The sequence below is a fragment of the Sporosarcina sp. FSL W7-1349 genome (genome assembly GCF_038003045.1).
In the GTDB taxonomy this organism is placed as follows: domain Bacteria; phylum Bacillota; class Bacilli; order Bacillales_A; family Planococcaceae; genus Sporosarcina.
Genome location: NZ_JBBOOK010000001.1, coordinates 164758 through 184557 on the forward strand (window position 1 = coordinate 164758; position 19800 = coordinate 184557).

Consider the following 19800-nt stretch of genomic DNA (forward strand, 5'->3'; position numbering starts at 1 on the left):
GATTGATTTGATTTAGACGCGGCTGACCTGTTAAAATAGATTGATTGACACGAAAAGAGTGATTGTATGAGTTGGTTCAAAAAGGTAGTTGACCGGCTGTTCGGGCCGGATGAAGAAGAAAAATTTGATGAGATTGATAGCATAGAGCAAGAAGAGGTAAAAGAGGTTCCGACCCAAACGAAGACTCCGCCGTCTTTCCGCTTTCCGATCATTACGGATGCCGAAATCTACGGATGGGACGAAGAGGACGAGGGAAGACCGGAACGGAAACCAGTCGAAAAGCCGATTGGTCGTGAAGAAGATGACTATGAAACAATACCGTTATATAAGAATGAAAGATGGCCCGAGACACCGGCAACCGGAACAATACATAGAGCGGGTTCGTCTGGGCTGAAGTATGGATCCAGCCCAAGCCCTGAAAGGATAGTTCCCAAAACTGTCCGAAAAGAGCAGAAGCCTGCTTCGGTGAAAATAGAATCCAAGCGCAGCGGCAGGCCATTCACGCCGACCGCAATCCCGTCGCCTGTTTTCGGCTTTTCCAGACCGGAAAATGTGGTCAACCGGAAACTGGAAGAAGAGCGGAAAAGCGAGATAACCCAGCGGGATGTGGAGGAATGGGAGAATATCCCGGATGAACAGTCTAGCACTCTCACAAGCTGGGTGGAGACGGATTTGACAGCTGAAGAAGAAGCTGCGGCCGGCTCTGAAATTTTTACGGGGATTGCTGAAGAGGCAATCGACCATACTACGGAAAAAGAGACCCATATTCCGTCGGCTTCTGACCATGCTATCGTGGAAGAACCTGCTGAGAGCGATTTGCCGATAGAAGAACAACCGATGGAAGAACAATCGGTAAATGAACAACCGATGGAAGAATGGATAGAGCCGGATGACGAAGATGTTTTGGAGCAGCAAATCGATGAAGGCTCTGAACGGGAGCAGTCGGACTTTGAAGTTGCCAATCAATTGTCCAATCTGCCTGAGCCGGAATCGGTAGCGGATGAATCCACCGTTATTCCATACGAACCGGAGCCCAAGGAACCAATCATGGATGAGCAGGATATACCTATGTCCGAGCCTCTTGAAAAAACGGAAGAGCCGCTTGAGGAGAGTGACGATTCCGCACAATCGGCTACAGAGCGGATTGTTCCTTTCAATGTGTTGATGTTGAAATCGGATAAAGAGAAGCTGGAGAAGATTGTGCAGGCCGGAACGGATTCCATCATTCCCGCACAGCCGGTTTCCAAGGCGCCGGAACCTCGACCAGAGCCGGCTGATGCCGCACAAAACGAAGTGGCATCGGACGCTGTGGCGACGATGGAGCCGGAAGAGGAAGTGGAACCGCCGTATTACGCGTTCCCTTCATTGGATTATTTGATACCGCCGGAAGACCAGGTTGAGGATTCAGAATGGCTGGAGTCGCAATCCGAAAAATTGGAGGTCGCCTTGTCCCATTTCTCCGTCCAAGCAACTGTCATCGAGGCGGTACAAGGTCCATCGGTGACCCGATTCGAATTGACGGTCGCTCAAGGGACAAAGGTGAGCAAGGTCCGGAATTTGGCGGACGACCTGAAACTGGCGCTAGCAGCCGAAGATATCCGGATTCAGGCGCCGATACCGGGCAGAAGCTCCATCGGCATCGAAATCCCGAACCGGAAGACACGACCCGTCCGAATCTCCGAAGTGATCGGATCCGATGTATATAAAAACTCGCCTTCTCCGCTGGAGGCCGTCCTCGGCTTGGGCTTGACAGGTACTCCGGTGACGATCGATCTTCGGAAGATGCCCCATGGAATGATTGCCGGGGCGACGGGCTCGGGGAAATCTGTCTGCATCAACTCGATCTTGATCAGTCTGTTGTATAAAGCACCGCCGACCGATCTGAAGATGATGCTGATCGATCCAAAGATGGTGGAACTTGCCCCGTTCAACGGAATTCCCCATCTGATCAGCCCAGTGATCACCGATGTCAAAGCTGCAACAGCCGCCTTGAAATGGGCTGTCGCAGAAATGGAACGCCGCTATGAACTGTTGGCGCATGCGGGTGTCCGAGATATTGAACGGTATAACCGGCAAGTGATCGAGAGCCGGAAGTTTTCATTGAAAATGCCGTATTTGTTAATTGTGATAGACGAATTGGCGGATCTGATGATGATGGCACCGGCGGATGTCGAAGTGTCCATTAGCCGGATTGCCCAGAAAGCGCGGGCTTGCGGCATCCACCTCATTATTGCGACGCAGCGTCCATCCGTGGATGTCATCACTGGAACGATCAAAGCCAATGTGCCGACGCGGATCGCCTTTTCGGTTTCTTCGCAAATCGATTCAAGGACGATTTTGGATTCCCCGGGAGCCGAACGCCTTCTTGGAAAAGGGGATATGCTCTACATCGGAAACGGCCAATCCTCCGCTGTCCGTCTACAAGGGACATTTGTCACGGATGACGAAATTGAACGTATAATAGAACATGTTCAAAACGAAGCGGAACCGGATTATCTGTTCGGCCAGGAGGACCTCTTGGCGCATGCCGCCGATGAGGAAGAAAAGGATCCGCTATATCAAGAGGCATGCCATTTCATACTCGAGCAAGGCAGCGCTTCTACATCCCTTTTGCAACGGCATTTCAGCATCGGCTATAACCGTGCAGCGAAATTGATCGATCGGATGGAGAAACAAGGCTTCATCTCAGGTCAACGGGGAAGCAAAGCAAGGGATGTCTATTTGACGGAAAACGATCTTGAGAAAATATATAAGGAATAGGCAAGCCTTTTCTTGTAAATTTAATAAAAAAAGAAAAGCTATTTATTAAGGAACAGAAATGGTCCTGGGAGGTTGCATTATGACATTGTTCCATTTCGTGGGAATCAAAGGATCGGGAATGAGTTCGCTCGCTCAGATCCTACATGATTCCTCGCAGAAAGTTCAAGGTTCGGACGTGGAGAAATATTTTTTTACGGAAGAGCCATTACGTAATCGGAAAATACCAATCTTACCGTTTGATGAAAATAATATACATCCAGGGATGACTGTGATTGCAGGAAATGCTTTTCCGGATGATCACCCAGAATTGAAAAAAGCCGCGGAAATCGGACTCGAAATCATTCGTTATCATGATTTCCTTGGCAACTACATGAAGAACTTCATATCGATCGGAGTCACTGGCTCCCATGGGAAAACGTCGACAACGGGTCTGCTTTCCCATGTACTATCCGGTTTCGCTCCCACATCTTATTTAATAGGGGATGGCACGGGAAAAGGAGTAGAGGACAGCGAGTTTTTCGTCTTCGAAGCATGCGAATATAAACGTCATTTCTTGGCGTATGAACCGGATTATGCCATCATGACGAACATTGATTTCGACCATCCCGATTACTTCAAGGATTTGGAAGACGTGATGGACGCTTTTTCGAGTATGGCGTTGCGTGTGAAAAAAGCGCTCATCGCATGCGGAGATGATCCGAATCTACAAAGGATCCACGCTAATGTACCCGTCGTCTATTACGGGTTTGAGGAATCCAATGATTTCTCGGCCAAGAATATCATTAAGACGGTAGATGGTTCGACATTCGATGTTTTTGTGAGAAACGAGTATTATTATACTTTTTCGATACCATTAGCAGGAGATCATTCCATCTTGAATGCCCTCGGAGTCATTGCGCTCAGCCATTACGAAGGGGTTCCGGTAGCGACCATCCAAGAGCGCCTGTCGACGTTTTCCGGAGTGAAACGGCGTTTCTCCATCACGCGGATTAACGACCGCATCATCGTGGACGATTACGCCCATCATCCGAATGAAATCCGGGCAACTTTGCAAACGGCAAGACAGAAGTACCCGGATCGGGAACTGGTCGCCATCTTCCAGCCGCATACATTCACTCGGACCTCTGCGCTTTTGGATCAATTTGCGGAAACCCTGTCGGGGGCAGATCATGTATACTTATGTGACATTTTCAGTTCGGCACGTGAAAAATCAGGAAATCTGACAATCGATGAACTGGTGAAAAAAATCCCTGGTGCCGTCTATTTGAATCTCGACACGGTTCAGATGCTTGACGATCACAATGACGCTGTTTATCTTTTCATGGGCGCTGGCGATGTTCAGAAATACCTCTATGCATTCAAGGATATTATTACAAAAGACGAAACAGCTTGATCCCGAGGGATCAAGCTGTTTTTCGTAGTTGGGGAAGGCGTTTCCGCAACCTTGAGAAACGGCCATCTCGATATCCGTTTTTCATCATTTTTTTCTAAAATAAAATTTACCAAAACAATTCCCGTTTTATGAAGGATTCGGGGGAGTCGTGTCGAAGAGGTTAGTTAGTGCTTCATGTTTATATTATCTATAATAAGGGTAATTATAAGCTATGGAAAGTTGTTTAGGAGGGTAAAGCCATTGGAGAACTTATTGTACATAGCGGCCATCGTCGCTGCCCTTGCATTTCTTATTTTGTGTGTGAGCCTTGCCATCACCCTAGTTTCATTGAAAAGGACATTGCAATCCGTTTCGGAAACGATGGATGGGCTAACGACCCAACTTGAAGGAATCACCTCGGAAACGACAGAACTGCTGAACAAGACGAACAAACTGGCTGAAGACATCCAGGAGAAATCAGAAAAGCTGAATTCGGTCGTCGATGCGGTGAAAGGCGTAGGCGAGTCCGTAAGTGGATTCAATTCATCCATCATGCGCGTCAGCGACTCGATCACGACCGAAGCCGAACGGAATAGCGATAAGATCGCCCAAGTGGTCCAATGGAGTAACGTCGTTCTCGGGATTCTTGATAAAGTGAAGGAGCGGAGAGAAGAAACATCTGATGGCTGGACTGTCTATAAGCCCGTAGCGGGGCAGAAACGGCTTCCCAGTCCGGCAGACCGCTTTCAATAAAAAATCGTCATACGAAATAGGAGGAATTGAAAATGTCTGAACAAACGACAAAACCGAACTACAATGACTCACAGTACAATCCGGGACAGTATAAAAACACTTTTGGTGATGCACCATCCTATTTACCGACCAATTATCAATATGATCGCAGCCGTACCGACTCGTTCTACGATCAAAATGATGGTTCCGGCGCAGGAAGCTTCCTGTTCGGCGCTTTAGTCGGCGGTGTAATCGGAGCGGCCGCTGCGTTGTTCTTAGCGCCGAAGACGGGCAGTGAAATGCGCGAAGATTTCTCGACACAGGCTGGGCAATTGAAAGATAAAAGCATCGAATTGAGTTCCGTAGCGAAACAAAAAGCGACCGAATTGACATCGGCAGCAAAAGAGAAGACAGGTGGATTGACGAAAACAATCCAGGAGCAATCCGGCCAATTGGTTGACAAAGTGAAAACGATGGCTTCCAAAACGGCTGCTCCGATGGATGATGGAACAGTGTCCTCCGAAGGGGAGGAAGCGATCGAATATGTCCAAGCGACGATTGAAAAAGGAAAAGATACATTGACTGCAACAGGTGAAGCATTAAAGGATGCCGTCACGAAGAAAAATGAGGAGACCGATCAACAATCTACCGGAAACAGTGACGTCGCTTATGACAATAGCGAAAACATCGGTGAAGAAAAGATCACGAACCAAAACCACATCTCCGTGGAAGAGCCGAAATAAGTTGGAAAACCCGCAAACCATTACCGGTCTGCGGGTTTTTCCATTTCAATAGAGAACGATTTCCAATGAATCGCCGCCGAAAATAGGATCGTGGAAACCAATCGGGGCACCATTCCGCAACAGTTTATACTGGCTGGCCGAACTTTCCGGAAGCGTATAGTCCGTAAAGGCGAAAATATCACTGAATGTGAATCCGCTTTGTCCGAGCGGGTTCATTTCCAGCCGATCGCCGGGCTTCACTGCCGCTTTGCCGTCTGCGGGTTGTCCATTCAAAATGACCGCATGAAGCGGTTTCTTCAAATCGAGAGCGGCGCCGTTGAATGTGACCGTTGCCGTTTCCTCCAACTTCTTACCGAGTTCAGCCGCAATGTTTTCTACAGTCGGGGAAGCGGCCGAGCGGATTGTAATCTCATCGCCATCCCGGATGATATGAGATAGGGAGATGGGAACTGCCCCTAGGTAGTATTCAGTCACCTGACCTTTGAGTGTCACTGTCTTGCCATCGACCTGCAAGGTGAAAACCGGTTGAATCAAATCCTTCTTTTCCAATGTAGCGAGAGCGTCTGCCACGGTTTTCGGATAGAAAATAATTATTTCATCCCGGTCCTGAACGGCCGTGTCCAAACTAACACTGGCCCCATTCAAAGACACTTTCGGCGCCAGCGTGACGGGCTCGCCATCAATTTTGGCGTGGATCGATACCATATCATCCAGCAAATCCCGGACAGTCGCATACGCATCTTTTCCATTTTGCCCTAATGTGATTTCAATCGTATCCCCGTTGGAAATCAAATCTTTCGTATCCGCCTCCTTCCCATTTACTAAAATGGTGGAAGGCCGGCCATGCTCTCCGGGAAGCAAGATGCTTTTCCCGTTGACCGAGATGGACATGCCAAGTCCGGGCATTCCGTATAATTGACTTGCTTTTATATTGGCCGCCAAGAGTGCATCGGCGACTGTCATCTCTTTTAATTCGAACAGGCGAATCGCTTTTCCGTTCACTGTGATCGACATGTAATGGATCGGTGCCCGCTTGGCTGCAATCGCAATGCCGATCGGAGTGACGAGTTCCGGAGACGGAGCAAGGTCCGCTTCCATTGTCACGCCCGACAGCGCGTCCGAACCGCGTATGGCGACCCGGTTCAAGGGAAGATCCAATGCGGAGCTTAGCTGTTCTGTTAGGCCGGGTGTCAAACTCCCTCCGCCAACGACCATTACCGCTTTTGGCGACTCGCCGTTGTTGAGGCGGATCATCTCGCCGGCAATCGCTTGTGCAAGCCGGCTGACGGCTGGTCCGATCACTTCCGCCACTTCGGTCGAAGGAATCTGCTGTTCGAACCCTAATATATCCGTGATAGTCACTTCATCCGAATTTGAAATTTGTCTTTTTATATTCTCCGCAACCGGAAAATCCAGCAAATAATGGCTGCTCAACTCCTCGGTTATTTCATCACCCGCAAGCGGCACCATCCCATAGGCGATGACCGTATTATCATCTGTAATGGCGATATCCGATGTACCCGCCCCGATATCCACTAAGGCGACATTTAAGCGCCTCATGGAAGGGGGGATCAGAACATTGATCGCTGCAATCGGTTCCAATGTCAATGCCTCCATTTCCAAATCGGCTCGATTCAAGGCAGCCAGCAAGGATTCCACGACGACGCGGGGCAGGAAGGTGGCGATGACGTCAACGGATGCTGAACGCCCCGCCTGATCGATCAGGCTGCCGATCTCCTCTCCTTCCAATTTGTAATGAAGAACCGAATAGCCTACACAATAATAGTAATCATCCTCTTGCCGGACTGCATCGGAGGAAAGCAGTTTCTGCTGGGCATTTTGGACAGCTGCCAATTCCAGGCGGTTCACATCCTCGGTGGAGATGAGGCTTCTCCCTGAAATATCGATGGCCATGGAGCCCTCAGCAGTCTTCAAAGCTCTGCCGGCTGCTGCGACACTGACCCGTTTCAAAGGTCCGTGACGTTCCACAAGGATCTTTTTGATGTCCATGATGACATCGGCCACACTTAATATATTATGTATTTGTCCATCGATCATCGACCGTTCCTTATGTTCGATTGTGACAAGGTCGGCTACATGGAACTGGCCGCCGTTTTCCTTCAAGATGATGCCGACGACGGAACGGGTTCCGATATCGAGGGCGAATAATGTGTTCGTCAGGACTTTCCACTCCCTTTCCTTCATTTTGCAGGAATTTGGACCTTAAATTGATTAAAATTAAGTCATGTTTCCGAATTTATTAGAAAAATACGTGACTTTTCAATCAACATTCATTATACTAGGTCTATTATCTAAAAATGTAACATAGAAACCCTTATTCGAAAAGGGATGATATGGTACGGGGAGGAGAATGTCTGATGAGACAGAATGAGCTAGATCAATTGCGCGATAGCGTAAATGACTTGAACATCAAGATTTTGGACTTGATCAATGAACGGACTGCTGTTGTTCAGGAAATCGGGAAAGTGAAAGAAAAGCAAGGTGTTAACAGATATGATCCGATCCGTGAGAGAGAAATGCTGAACTTCCTTAAAGCCTACAATAATGGTCCACTGCCGAACGGCGTATTGGAACAAATTTTCAAAGGGATCTTCATGTCGGCCCTTGAAATACAGGAAGACGAGCAACGGAAAGCGCTGCTAGTCTCCCGAAAAAGAAAACCGGAAGATACCATTGTGAATATCAACGGCCACCAAATCGGGGACGGCAAGCCATCCTTCATTTTCGGGCCATGTGCTGTTGAGTCGTACGAGCAAGTATTGGCGGTTGCTCAATCCATTAAGGCAAAAGGATTGACGATGATCAGAGGTGGCGCATACAAGCCGCGTACGTCTCCATATGATTTCCAAGGACTTGGTCTGGAAGGCCTTAAGATTTTAAAACGTGTGGCGGATGAAACAGGTCTATCCGTCGTCACGGAAATCATCACACCGACTCACTTGGAAGAGGCACTTGATTATATCGATGTCATCCAAATCGGTGCGCGGAATATGCAGAACTTTGAATTGTTGAAGGAAGCGGGTATGGTGAATAAACCGGTCCTTCTGAAACGCGGTCTTGCAGCAACGATTGATGAATTCATCAATGCCGCAGAATATATTATTTCCAAAGGGAATAGTGAAATCATGCTATGTGAGCGTGGAATCCGGACATACGAACGGGCTACGCGGAACACATTGGATATCTCGGCTGTTCCGATCTTGAAACAAGAAACGCATCTACCGGTATTCGTTGACGTGACACACTCAACAGGCAGAAAAGATCTCCTGCTTCCAACGGCAAAGGCTGCTATCGCAGTAGGCGCAGACGGAGTGATGGCAGAGGTGCATCCAGATCCGGCTGTTGCGTTGTCCGATTCGGCTCAACAAATGGATATCGCGCAATTCGACGAGTTTTACGATTCCATCCTGCAATTCATGAAATCGTATCAAACTGTTTAATGATGCGAAGCCGGGACTTTCATGGTTCCGGCTTTTTGTTTACAATGGAATTGGGGGATCAATTACGCCTTGGCGTAATTGTGTCCAGATTTTGAATTGCGAATCGAACAGCGAAGGGTTCGATTTGCCTTAATTTCTGCGTTCTTTGCAGAAATTAAGGCATTAGACGTGCCCTTAGACTGCCTCTAACTCCCTTCAAAATCTGTGACATCCGCCGGAGGCTTTATCTTTATTCAGTGAGCGTATAAACACCCGCTGAACGGGAATAAAACTGCATTCATCACGCAACCTAAAGAAAAGTGGAGCTTTCGGCTGAATAAAGATAATAGAGACAGCTAGGGGAAAATAGAGACAGCTATAGGAAAGGACAGTGGAAAAATGGCTGTAACGATTTACGATGTTGCCAGGGAAGCGAATGTTTCAATGGCTACCGTATCCCGTGTTGTGAATGGCAATCAAAACGTCAAACCCGCAACACGAAAAAAAGTGCTAGAGGTCATCGAGCGGCTCGGGTACCGCCCGAACGCCGTGGCAAGAGGACTTGCCAGTAAAAAAACAACGACAGTCGGTGTCATCGTTCCGGATATCGCTAAAAGTTATTATGCGGAACTGTTGCGCGGCATCGCAGATATCGCGACGATGTATGATTACAATATTCTTCTCTCGAATTCTGATGAAAGTACTACGAGGGAAATCGAACTGTTGGAGGACCATCTCGGCAAGCAGGTGGATGGCCTGATTTTCATGAGTGATTCCATTTCGGATGAAGTGCGGGCTGAAATAGCGACGGCCAACGTACCGATTGTGTTGGCAGGTTCCTTGGACTTTGAAAATCAATTGCCGACCGTCAATATCGATTTTGAAGAGGCGGCCTATGAAGCGGTATCCAAGCTGATCGAGCATGGTCATAAACAGATTTTATTCGTCTCAGGTCCATTTACAAGGGACATCAACTCCATCTGTAAAAAATCGGGCTATACGCGCGCACTACAGGATGCCGGCTTGACAGTGGACGACTCGCTGATCATTGAAACGGACGGCATGTACGACCATGTGTATGAGATGTGGAGCGAGCTCGGCGACCTGCCGGGCAAACCGACTGCCATTTTTGCAAGTAATGATGTCATCGCCGTAGGAATTTTCAACGGAATCCGGGATGCCGGATTATCTGTTCCGGATGACTATGAGATGATCTGCTTTGAACATTCCTTGTTATCTCGGATTGTGCGTCCGCAATTGCCGAGTATCGCAGTTCCGCTATATGATCTCGGAGCAGTTTCCATGCGCTTGCTGACGAAACTGATGAACGGGGAAGAAGTGGAGGAGCAGCAAGTCATCTTGCCTTACCGGCTCGAGGAACGGGGCACTCTGTAAGATTTGCTGTCCCGTTGTATGCTATCGGTTTTAGTTCTTATTCTTACTTACCTTTGATACAAAGCAAAAAAGGGCAATTACCTTGGTTTTTACGGAACCGAGGTAATTACCCATTACTCACAATAGGTTTCATTCTCTGAACATTGTGAATGTGAAAATCTCTATTGGGGAAATTTTCATCTTTTCTGTTTTTCATTCCGAATGATATGTAGGGCTCGATCTAACATTTGCCCATTTTTTTCAGTGATTTCATCCTTCCGCGGAATTGGCTCATAAAGTGGATCGGGGTCTTCCCATGTCGGGATGAGCGGAACCGGGGAATGGCTTTGCCATGCGGATAGCCATTCTTCCGGAAGCGGTCCGGTTGGAGCAGGAAGCTGTTTCATCGCCAACCAGATATGGGACCATGCTCGCGGAACAACTCGATAGATATCGTATCCGCCGCCTCCGACCGCGATCCATCGGCCATTGCAATACGTTTCGGCCATTTCACGGGCGATTCTTGGAATCTCTTTGTAGATTTCCATCGTTCCGTACAAATGGGTGAGTGGATCGAAGTAATGGGCATCCGCACCATTTTGAGTCAAAATGACATCCGGTTTGAAAAAGTCGAGCACTTCCTCCATCGCCGTCCTATAGATGTCGAGGAAGGATTCATCCTCTGTAAAGGCATCGATCGGGAAATTAAAGGATGTCCCGTATCCGGCGCCATTTCCCCGTTCCGTAATATTGCCCGTCCCTGGGAATAAATACCGCCCTGTTTCATGGATCGATAATGTGCAAACAGTCGGATCATCATAAAAGGTCCATTGCACGCCATCTCCATGATGCGCGTCCGTATCTACATAAAGCACACGGGCCCCATATTTCTCCTGCATGTATTTAATGGCAACGGAACTGTCATTATAGACGCAGAAACCGGAAGCCCGGCCTTGGAACCCGTGGTGCAGGCCGCCGCCCAAGTTCACCGCGTATCTCGAATGTCCTTCCATCACTTGCTCCACCGCAGACAATGTGCCGCCTACCAGCATGGCGCTCGCTTCGTGCATATTCGGAAAAATCGGGGTGTCCTCCGTCCCGATTCCATAAATGCTTGCGACGTCCTCCTGCAATTCGCCTTTCCCAGCCTTTTTTACGACGTTGATGAATTTCTCGTCATGGACGAGGAGCAGTTCTTCATCCGATGCCATACGGGGCTTTATAATATCGCTATCCTGAATTGCATCCACTTTTTTCAATAAATCGAGCGTCATGACAATCCGCTTTTGGTTAAATGGATGTGTATCTGAAAATGAGTATCCCAGTTGATCTTCCGAAAAAATGAAAACCGCATCTTTTCTCATATGTCAATTCCCGGGACGTTGGGCCAAAGCACTTCAAAGCCGCTTTTATTCAAGCCTTCAATGATGGGAAGAGGATTCATCGTTTTGATCCGGACAACGAGGATCTTATTCGTCTCAATTTCTTTATCAGGATAGACAAGTACACTGAGGACATTCGTCTTGAGTTCATGGAATACTTTGGACACTTCATACAGGTTGCCTGGTACGTTCGGAACCCGGATTTCGATTTGGGAACCCGGCTGGTGGGCTCCAGTCAATTCGATATATTTATATAATAGGTCTGTTTCCGTGATGATGCCGACTAGCTGGTTATTCGACACAATCGGCAATGAACCGATCTGATTTTCATAGAAGAGCACCGCCACCTCTTCGACAAAATCCATCGGATGGCCGATGATCGGATTCTTTGTCATGATTTGACTCAAAGGCAGATCGTAATGCCGTTTGTCTTGTTCGTTCACCAATGTCGGCGTATTGGTTTTCAAATCTCGATCCGATATAATTCCGACCACGGTCCCGTCTGTCGAAACGATCGGAATATGGCGGATCCGTTCATCGCGCATGATTTGAAGGGCATCTTTGACAGTGTCATCCGGTCCAAGCGTGATGAGATCCGTTTTCATGATTTCCTCGATCAGCATTCAAAATTCCCCCTATTTCAATACATGAATCGATTAATGAAACGCAAGCTGTCGAACTGTTGGATGGATTCCTGGTCCACTCGTTTCCCCATTCGGGCCATCAGGCAATTGGCGGGGTGGGAGCTGATTTCAGGATCATCCGTCGCGTAATATTCCATTCCCCCTGCTTTCATCATTTTCTCCATGACTTTCCGATATTCCCATACATTCAGCTTTGTCCCTTTCAGATCCCAATGCCAATAATATTCTGTTGTGAGGATGATATAATCTTCCATCGCATCATCCATCATCGACACTTGCAACATCGCTTTCCCGATGCCGCCGCTCCGATATTTCGGAATCACTTCGATAGCTCCCAGTTCAATCAGGTTTTCCATATTTCCCTGGGACCATCTCTCCAGCGGATCAGGATAGAGATAGGTGACATAACCGACAATCTGATTGCCTTCCCGTGCAATGATGATACGTCCTTCCGGCAAACCTGCGATTTCGACTATCGCTTTATGTTGCTGGGCGGGCGGTCTGAAAGCGACCAAGTCTTCATGAAAGTCCAAACTTGCCAGCTCTTCAGGAGAGATGGGACCTTCTATGAGAAGGTTGCCGTTTTTGTGTTTCACTTCCATCGCATTATATGTTTTTATGTGCTCCAACATATTCACCACCTTGCTTTGATTTGCACATAATTCCAGTATACAACAAAAGCCAATGAAAATAGCGGTGGAAATCGACAATGTAAAAACAATTGGAAAAGTAAAAACATTTATTAGCCAAAACATAGTAAATTAGTGTACAATGTGAAATATGTAAGACTGAAAGGTAGAAAGGATGGTTTAAATGGTGTTGAAAGCGCTCCCAAGAGTTGAAGGAGATTACCAACTAGCAGATTATGATCAGACAGTGAAGAATTTCAAATGGTCCGATGTAGAAAAAGAGTTCAGCTGGTATAATACGGGACTCGTGAACATCGCTCATGAAGCTGTCGATCGTCATGCGGATTCTTATCGAAAAAACAAGGTTGCACTCTATTATAAAGACGAGAATCGGAAAGAAGCCTATACGTATGATCAGATGAAGCGAATGACGAACAAAGCTGCGAATGTTCTTCGCAACTTCTCGTCGTTGGAAAAAGGGGATCGGGTTTTCATCTTCATGCCGCGCTCTCCTGAACTTTACTTTTCATTGATCGGCGCTTTGAAAATCGGTGCAATCGTCGGCCCGCTTTTCGAAGCATTCATGGAAGGGGCGGTTTACGATCGGCTGGCGGACAGTGAAGCGAAAGCGATTGTGACGACACCCGAATTGCTAAGTCGTGTACCTCTTGATAAATTGCCACATTTGCAATCCGTTTTTCTCGTAGGGGAGGGGGTTGAAGAGGAAGGCCCGTTTATTGATTTCAATAAAAGAATGAAAGAGGCATCGACCGATTTCCAAGTGGAATGGATGATGAGGGAAGATCCGACATTGCTCCATTATACATCGGGCTCTACCGGCGCTCCGAAAGGCGTCCTGCATGTCCAGGAAGCGATGGTGCAGCAATTGCAGACGACTCGCTGGGTGCTCGATCTGAAAGACGAGGATATCTTTTGGTGTACGGCTGATCCAGGCTGGGTGACAGGGACTGCATACGGCATATTCGGACCGATGCTCGTCGGGGCCACCATTTTGGTGCAGGGCGGCCGCTTTTCAACCGATAGCTGGTACGAAGCGATCGAGGAATATGGTGTGACCGTATGGTATAGTGCGCCAACTGCGTTCCGCATGCTCATGGGGGCAGGGGAAGGCCCGTTGAGCAAATATGACTTGTCTTCTCTCCGCCATATTCTATCGGTCGGTGAACCGTTGAATCCGGAAGTAATCCGTTGGGGGATGGAAGTGTTCAATAAACGAATCCATGATACGTGGTGGATGACCGAAACAGGGGCACAAACGATTTGTAACTTCGGATGCTTGCCGATTAAACCCGGATCGATGGGAAAACCGGTGCCGGGCATCGAAGCGGCTATCGTGGACAACCAAGGGAACTTATTGCCTCCAAATCGGATGGGGAATCTGGCCATCAAAAAAGGATGGCCGGCCATGATGCGTCAAATCTGGAACAACCCGGAGAAATATGAATCCTACTTCCTGAACGGGGAATGGTATGTTTCCGGTGACTCGGCCTATATGGATGAAGATGGCTATTTCTTCTTCCAAGGACGCGTGGATGACGTCATCATGACAAGCGGGGAGCGGGTTGGCCCATTTGAAGTGGAGAGCAAACTGCTGGAACACCCGGCAATTGTCGAGGCTGGCGTTATTGGCAAACCGGATCCGGTCCGAGGAGAAATCATCAAAGCTTTCGTTGCTCTCCAGGAAGGGTACGAGCCTTCCGAAGAGCTGGAAGAGGATATCAAGCAATTCGTGAAGAAAGGGTTGGCCGCTCATGCCGCTCCACGGGAAATTGAGTTCAAGGATAAATTGCCGAAAACACGCAGCGGTAAAATCATGCGCCGTGTGTTGAAGGCCTGGGAATTGAACTTGCCGACAGGCGATCTTTCCACAATGGAAGATTGACTCGGTGTACCCGCCAGCGTAATAAGAAGCCACGAAACGTTGATTTGACAACGTTCGTGGCTTTTTGGCGTGTTCACAAATATTGATTTGGGTCAAGAGGTGGGGAGCGGGAGATCATGATAGTTTCTATTCAAAGATGATACGTATGAATTGTTCATTCTTTATACTTTCCAGGTGATGTAATTCGACCTCTTCAACGGTAATACGTTGTTTAATTAGTTTTTGATTGTATTCTCCTGCCCAAAAACGAATTAATTCAGCGTATTGCTCTTGATTTAGGGATTGCTTTAAATAATGCAATAAGTCATCTAGAAACTGTGGTCCCCAATTGCCTTCGATACCGTATACATAGGTCTTGTCACTATAATCCTCTAAATCATACGGTGGATTATGCCATCTGAATATACTCAACTGACCAAAAGCCGCTTCATCCGGTGCATGTAAAATTTGCGCATCGTCATCCAAGGAATGCCAAGGTTGTGCGGGTGTATTTTCTGTAATCGGATATAATTTTTTAAGTTCCTTTACCGTGATTTCAGTGATTCCAGTACAATCAATTGTTGGCAAAGATTGATTTGCTACAAGTACAGAATATAATGTCATAGGTTCTCTCCTTTTATTTATAGTATTCTACCTTCGATGTTAAAGCTGAAAAACCTTTTAAAGGCCTCCCAAATCGTAAGTTGTTATTCAATGTTTTCTCCTCATCACTGAACTCGTTATCCGAGAAGGGAAATAGGCTTTGATATCTTATCCGCTCAAGTTATTTTAACAGCGATCATAACACGACTGCACAATTCCTCAATCTCAAAAAGAAGCTTAAAAAGGCATTCCTGCAAGTACTAAACTGCAGGAATGCCTTTCATTCATCTAATTTGATACCGGGGGAGTTCCGTTTCCGTTCCCCGAGTTATTGCCGTTTGCGTTGCTGTTGTTTCCATTACTGCCGTTATTACCGTTTCCTTCTGAATTTCCGTTCCCGTTGTTCGATTCATTGCCTTGGTCACTCGGAGGGGCATCAGGATTCGCTCCATTCGATTGATCGCCGTCTGTCGGTTCAGGCGTTTCGGTTTCATCCGTTTCTCCGCCCTCGGCTGACACGACATTGGAAGGTCCGGATTGCTTGCCTGTAATATCAACGGCCACAACGTAGTAAGAACCGCCGCCGATCGGATAAGAACGGGAGGCACTGGAAATGGCTCCGACTCTCTTGCCGTCCCGGTAAATATAATAACCGACCACATCATTCGATGGTGAATTACTCCATTGCAGCGTTCCACCGTTGTTCGACACACTGACTGGTGCAGGCGGAACATCGTCCGCATGGAAAACGGCTCCGCTGACGACCTGTGAAGCGAATCCCGAATTGGCAGGGAACAGTTTGGACGCATCACCTTTAAGCGGGCCCAGCATTCTCTCGATAAACTCACTGTTTACGCCAACCCCTCCTGCAGTGATGAACTCTCTTGGAGTGGATGGGAGTGCCTGGTACCGTTTGCCGTTGATCAGCACGGAGGATGAGGAGATGATGCTGTCATCCGCCTTGTTCGGCAACATGACTCTCGCATTGAACAGGTCGCTCCTCACCAGACCTGCTGAAGAACAAGCCGCAGATGGGGCGAGACCCGAAATGCCGCAGAATGATCTGCTGACGACTCCTTCCGGTTGCTGGAACCGGGCCCCGGCGCCGATCACATCCGGTTTGACCTTGTTAGCCGCGTTCATCAACTGGGCGAATAGGGTGGTTGTCCGGATATTGGACGTCCCGTAACTTCGATTTCCCGGCCCTTGGAGGGAAAGTGTCTGGTATTTATAACCCATCCATACGCCGAGGGAAATATTCGGGTTATAGCCGACGAGCCATGAGTCACTATAGGAGTCCGTCGTCCCCGTTTTTGCCGCCATATCAATATTGAAATTCAGATGATTTCTCATATTTGTCGCAGTTCCGTATTTCGGCACGTCGCGGAGCATATCGGTAATGATATAGGCCGTTTGCGGGCTGAATACATCGACCGCTTCGGATTTATGTTCGAAAATAATGTTTCCTTCCCGGTCTTCAATCTTTTCAATCAAGTAGGAATCTACAAATTTCCCGCCATTTGCGAAAGTGGCAAAAGCGTTCGTGTTCTCCTCGACAGAGGCACCGATCCCCATCGCACCAAGAGAGAAGGAGGCATTTTCATAATCGTCCTCCTGGAGTTTGGAAAAGCCCATTTTCTCCAGAAATTCCGCTGGGCGGCGGTCCAGAATCTGGCGATATAATCGTGCGGTGGCCAAGTTTTGGGAAGAAGCCAACGCCTGTCTCGCCGGAATGATTCCGAGTTCTTGATTGGCTAGGAAGTTGACCGGCTTCCAACCGCTCCAATTGAATTTGACGTCCACGACCGGGCTGCCGGCACCGATCACGCCGTATTCAATCGCTGGAGCAAAGACGGCTAATGGTTTCATCGTTGAACCGTTCTGTCGGAAACTTTGGGTGGCGTGGTTAACTTCCTCTTCGTTATGATCCCGACCTCCGACGAATGCCAGAATCCGTCCCGTATTGTTTTCGATCATCATAGCTCCGACCTGGACGGGGTACTTGACGATTTCCACTTCGCCCGTTTCGCTATTCTTCTTTTCATCCGTATACGTATAGCCATATCGATCGTAGTTTTGTGCTACTTCGTTCAAGGCGTCATATAACTCGAGATCTACTGTGGCGTAGATGCGGAAGCCATCGTTTCTCATCGAGCGCTCAGCCATGATTGTATACTTTTCGTTCAGCTTCTTTTCATTTTCCAGTCGATCTGGATCAACCCCATCTTCTTCAGCAATCATTTTCGAAAGGATCTGGACGGTTCGTCTCTGGATCTCTTCCGTCAAATACGGATAATGTTCGCTGGATGGGATGCTTGGTTCCTTGAAATCTTTCGTAATGTCATAAGCGACCGCTTCCTCATATTGCGCATCGGTGATATAGCCCGTCTCCTTCATCCGGAAGAGGACGGTTTTCATCCGATTGATGCCCGGCTGTAAATACTCCGGTTCCTTCAAACCTCTATTCCGATTGTAGAACGGTGTATAGGCGAAAGGGGCTTGTGGAATCCCTGCGATATAAGCTGCCTGTGGCAATGTGAGGTCTTTCGCACTTTTATCGAAAATTCCCTCTGCTGCAGCTTCGATTCCCGCAATATTAGTCCCATTTGCGTTTCTCCCATATGGAATGATATTCAAATAGGCTTCCAGGATCTCATCTTTCTCCATGAAGTGCTCGAGCCGCATCGCGAGGAGAAGTTCTTTCGCTTTCCGCTCATAGGATACTTCGTTGGTCAGGATCTGGTTTTTAATAAGCTGCTGGGTCAGCGTGGAACCGCCTGTTTGGCTATCGGAGTTTGTCACGTCCTGGAACAAGCCCCGGAACACCGCTTTCGGCACGATGCCCTTATGCTGGTTGAAATACTCGTCCTCCGTCGCCATGACGGCATCGATAACATATTGGGAAACGTCCTCAAGACGGGTCTCTTTCCGCTCGATGTCGGCGCTAACCTTTCGAAGATACTGGCCGTTCGTGTAAATTTCCGACGTCTCTTCGTAATTAAAAATCGCTTGCCGCATCTCTTCCTTCGGGCGCAACGGCTCTTTTGACACAAGAGAAGCAAAATAGCCGGCGCCGACCGAAGCGGCGAAAACGGTGAATGTCAAACCGAAGATGAGGAAAACGATCAAGAGATTCCAAAGCACTCCTGATGTGATGCGCAACCGCCGGGCCCAACTGGTCTGGTTCAGCTCCCCCAATTTTTCTTCTATGAGATCAAGCCGATTTTTTTTATGTTCACTCAAATAAATCTACCCCCTGAAATCTGCACTAATTATACCATAATTTTTTACGGGCTCACGAGAATGTTGACAACTTCTGAAATTCATTTACAATAAGGATTGTATATTTTTTCACATATTGAAAAAGTCGAAGTAGTGACGGTCGATCCGTAGAGAGAGGCAGCGGTTGGTGCAAGCTGTCCGGTACATCGTTCACGAATTACAGCTTTGGAGTGTGCGCAGGCGCAGCGTTATGGCGTTTTTGAGGTGGAGATTATATTCTCAAGCCGGGTGGTACCGCGTTAATTCAAACATTAGCGTCCCTGCATGATTCGTTTCGAATCGTGCGGGGACTTTTTTTATTCCCTGGCACGATTGATGATGGGGCATGTTGGAACTGACAGGGGGCTGCGGAATTGTCATGGCGATCGAGCAAACTGTCAGGGGGCATCGGAACTGTCATGGCAAAAGTGCGAACTGTCATGGAGAAATCCGGAACTGTCATGGCACTCGGGCAAACTGTCAAGGGGCGCCGAAACTGTCATGGCAAAAGCGCGAACTGTCATGGAGAAATCCGGAACTGTCATGGCAAAAGCGCGAACTGTCATGGAGAAATCCGGAACTGTCATGGCAATCGGACAAACTGTCAGGGGGCGTCGGAACTGTCATGGCAAAAGTGCGAACTGTCATGGGGAAATCCAGAACCGTCATGGCAATCGGGTAAACTGTCAGGGGGCGCCGAAACTGTCATGGCAAAAGCGCGAACTGTCATGGAGAAACCTGTGACTGTCATGGCACTCGGGCAAACTGTCAGGGGGCGTCGGAACTGTCATGGCAAAAGTGCGAACTGTCATGGCACTCGGGCAAACTGTCATGGGACGGCGGAACTGTCATGGAGAAATCCAGAACCGTCATGGCACTAGGGCAAACTGTCAGGGGCGCCGGAACTGTCATGGCAAAATCCGCAACTGTCATTTCGAACTGCCGCATTCGTCATCGAAACAGAAATTCAAGTTAGTT

At 48.1% G+C, this 19800-nt stretch carries 14 protein-coding genes and 1 other annotated feature; of the genes, 8 read left to right on the plus strand and 6 right to left on the minus strand.

Annotated features, from left to right (window positions below; translation table 11 throughout):
* Positions 1-66 precede the first annotated feature (66 nt).
* From MKY41_RS00870 to MKY41_RS00885, 4 genes are all read left to right on the plus strand, one after another.
* Entirely contained in the window at positions 67-2760 is a 2694-nt protein-coding gene (locus MKY41_RS00870) for a DNA translocase FtsK (protein ID WP_340743255.1), read from the plus strand.
* Between the two features lie 79 nt (positions 2761-2839).
* Complete coding sequence (gene murC, locus MKY41_RS00875; RefSeq protein WP_340743256.1) at positions 2840-4153, plus strand: UDP-N-acetylmuramate--L-alanine ligase; 1314 nt, start codon at positions 2840-2842, stop codon at positions 4151-4153.
* 240 nt (positions 4154-4393) lie between these two features.
* Entirely contained in the window at positions 4394-4885 is a 492-nt protein-coding gene (locus MKY41_RS00880) for a DUF948 domain-containing protein (protein ID WP_340743257.1), read from the plus strand.
* A gap of 32 nt (positions 4886-4917) precedes the next feature.
* Positions 4918-5607, plus strand: coding sequence for a YtxH domain-containing protein (locus MKY41_RS00885; protein WP_340743258.1), 690 nt, complete (start codon positions 4918-4920; stop codon positions 5605-5607).
* Positions 5608-5652: 45 nt separating this feature from the next.
* On the opposite strand, the gene pilM is transcribed toward MKY41_RS00885, so the two are convergent.
* Positions 5653-7812: a pilus assembly protein PilM gene (gene pilM / locus MKY41_RS00890; protein WP_340743259.1), complete on the minus strand. Its 2160-nt coding sequence runs from the start codon at positions 7810-7812 to the stop codon at positions 5653-5655.
* Between the two features lie 173 nt (positions 7813-7985).
* Here pilM and MKY41_RS00895 point away from each other — a divergent pair, with 173 nt between their 5' ends.
* Together MKY41_RS00895 and ccpA are read left to right on the plus strand one after the other, a co-directional pair.
* Positions 7986-9068 carry a bifunctional 3-deoxy-7-phosphoheptulonate synthase/chorismate mutase gene (locus tag MKY41_RS00895; RefSeq protein ID WP_340743260.1) on the plus strand — a complete coding sequence of 361 codons (1083 nt, stop codon included), beginning with the start codon at positions 7986-7988 and terminating at the stop codon, positions 9066-9068.
* Between the two features lie 378 nt (positions 9069-9446).
* Entirely contained in the window at positions 9447-10442 is a 996-nt protein-coding gene (ccpA, locus tag MKY41_RS00900; RefSeq protein WP_340743261.1) for a catabolite control protein A, read from the plus strand.
* 176 nt (positions 10443-10618) lie between these two features.
* Here the strand turns inward: ccpA and MKY41_RS00905 are convergent, their stop codons facing one another.
* From MKY41_RS00905 to MKY41_RS00915, 3 genes are read right to left on the minus strand one after another with little or no spacing between them, the layout of a single operon-like run.
* Positions 10619-11785: an acetoin utilization protein AcuC gene (locus MKY41_RS00905; protein WP_340743262.1), complete on the minus strand. Its 1167-nt coding sequence runs from the start codon at positions 11783-11785 to the stop codon at positions 10619-10621.
* On the minus strand, positions 11782-12426 hold the full coding sequence (locus tag MKY41_RS00910) for an acetoin utilization AcuB family protein (RefSeq protein WP_340743263.1): 645 nt from the start codon (positions 12424-12426) through the stop codon (positions 11782-11784). Before MKY41_RS00910 ends, MKY41_RS00905 begins: the two co-directional genes overlap by 4 nt.
* Positions 12427-12443: 17 nt before the next feature.
* Complete coding sequence (locus MKY41_RS00915; RefSeq protein ID WP_340743264.1) at positions 12444-13076, minus strand: GNAT family N-acetyltransferase; 633 nt, start codon at positions 13074-13076, stop codon at positions 12444-12446.
* A gap of 184 nt (positions 13077-13260) precedes the next feature.
* Between MKY41_RS00915 and acsA the strand changes: the two genes are divergently transcribed.
* The gene (gene acsA / locus MKY41_RS00920; protein WP_340743265.1) at positions 13261-14979 is read left to right on the plus strand and encodes an acetate--CoA ligase; all 1719 of its coding nucleotides are present in this window, start codon (positions 13261-13263) and stop codon (positions 14977-14979) included.
* A gap of 126 nt (positions 14980-15105) precedes the next feature.
* Here acsA and MKY41_RS00925 read toward each other — a convergent pair whose 3' ends face one another.
* Positions 15106-15582: a hypothetical protein gene (locus MKY41_RS00925; RefSeq protein ID WP_340743266.1), complete on the minus strand. Its 477-nt coding sequence runs from the start codon at positions 15580-15582 to the stop codon at positions 15106-15108.
* 267 nt (positions 15583-15849) lie between these two features.
* The gene (locus MKY41_RS00930; protein WP_340743267.1) at positions 15850-18804 is read right to left on the minus strand and encodes a transglycosylase domain-containing protein; all 2955 of its coding nucleotides are present in this window, start codon (positions 18802-18804) and stop codon (positions 15850-15852) included.
* A gap of 106 nt (positions 18805-18910) precedes the next feature.
* Positions 18911-19108 (plus strand) — a binding site (T-box leader).
* Positions 19109-19196: 88 nt separating this feature from the next.
* Here MKY41_RS00930 and MKY41_RS00935 point away from each other — a divergent pair.
* Positions 19197-19703, plus strand: a complete 507-nt coding sequence (locus tag MKY41_RS00935; RefSeq protein ID WP_340743268.1) for a hypothetical protein — start codon at positions 19197-19199, stop codon at positions 19701-19703.
* Positions 19704-19800 lie beyond the last annotated feature (97 nt).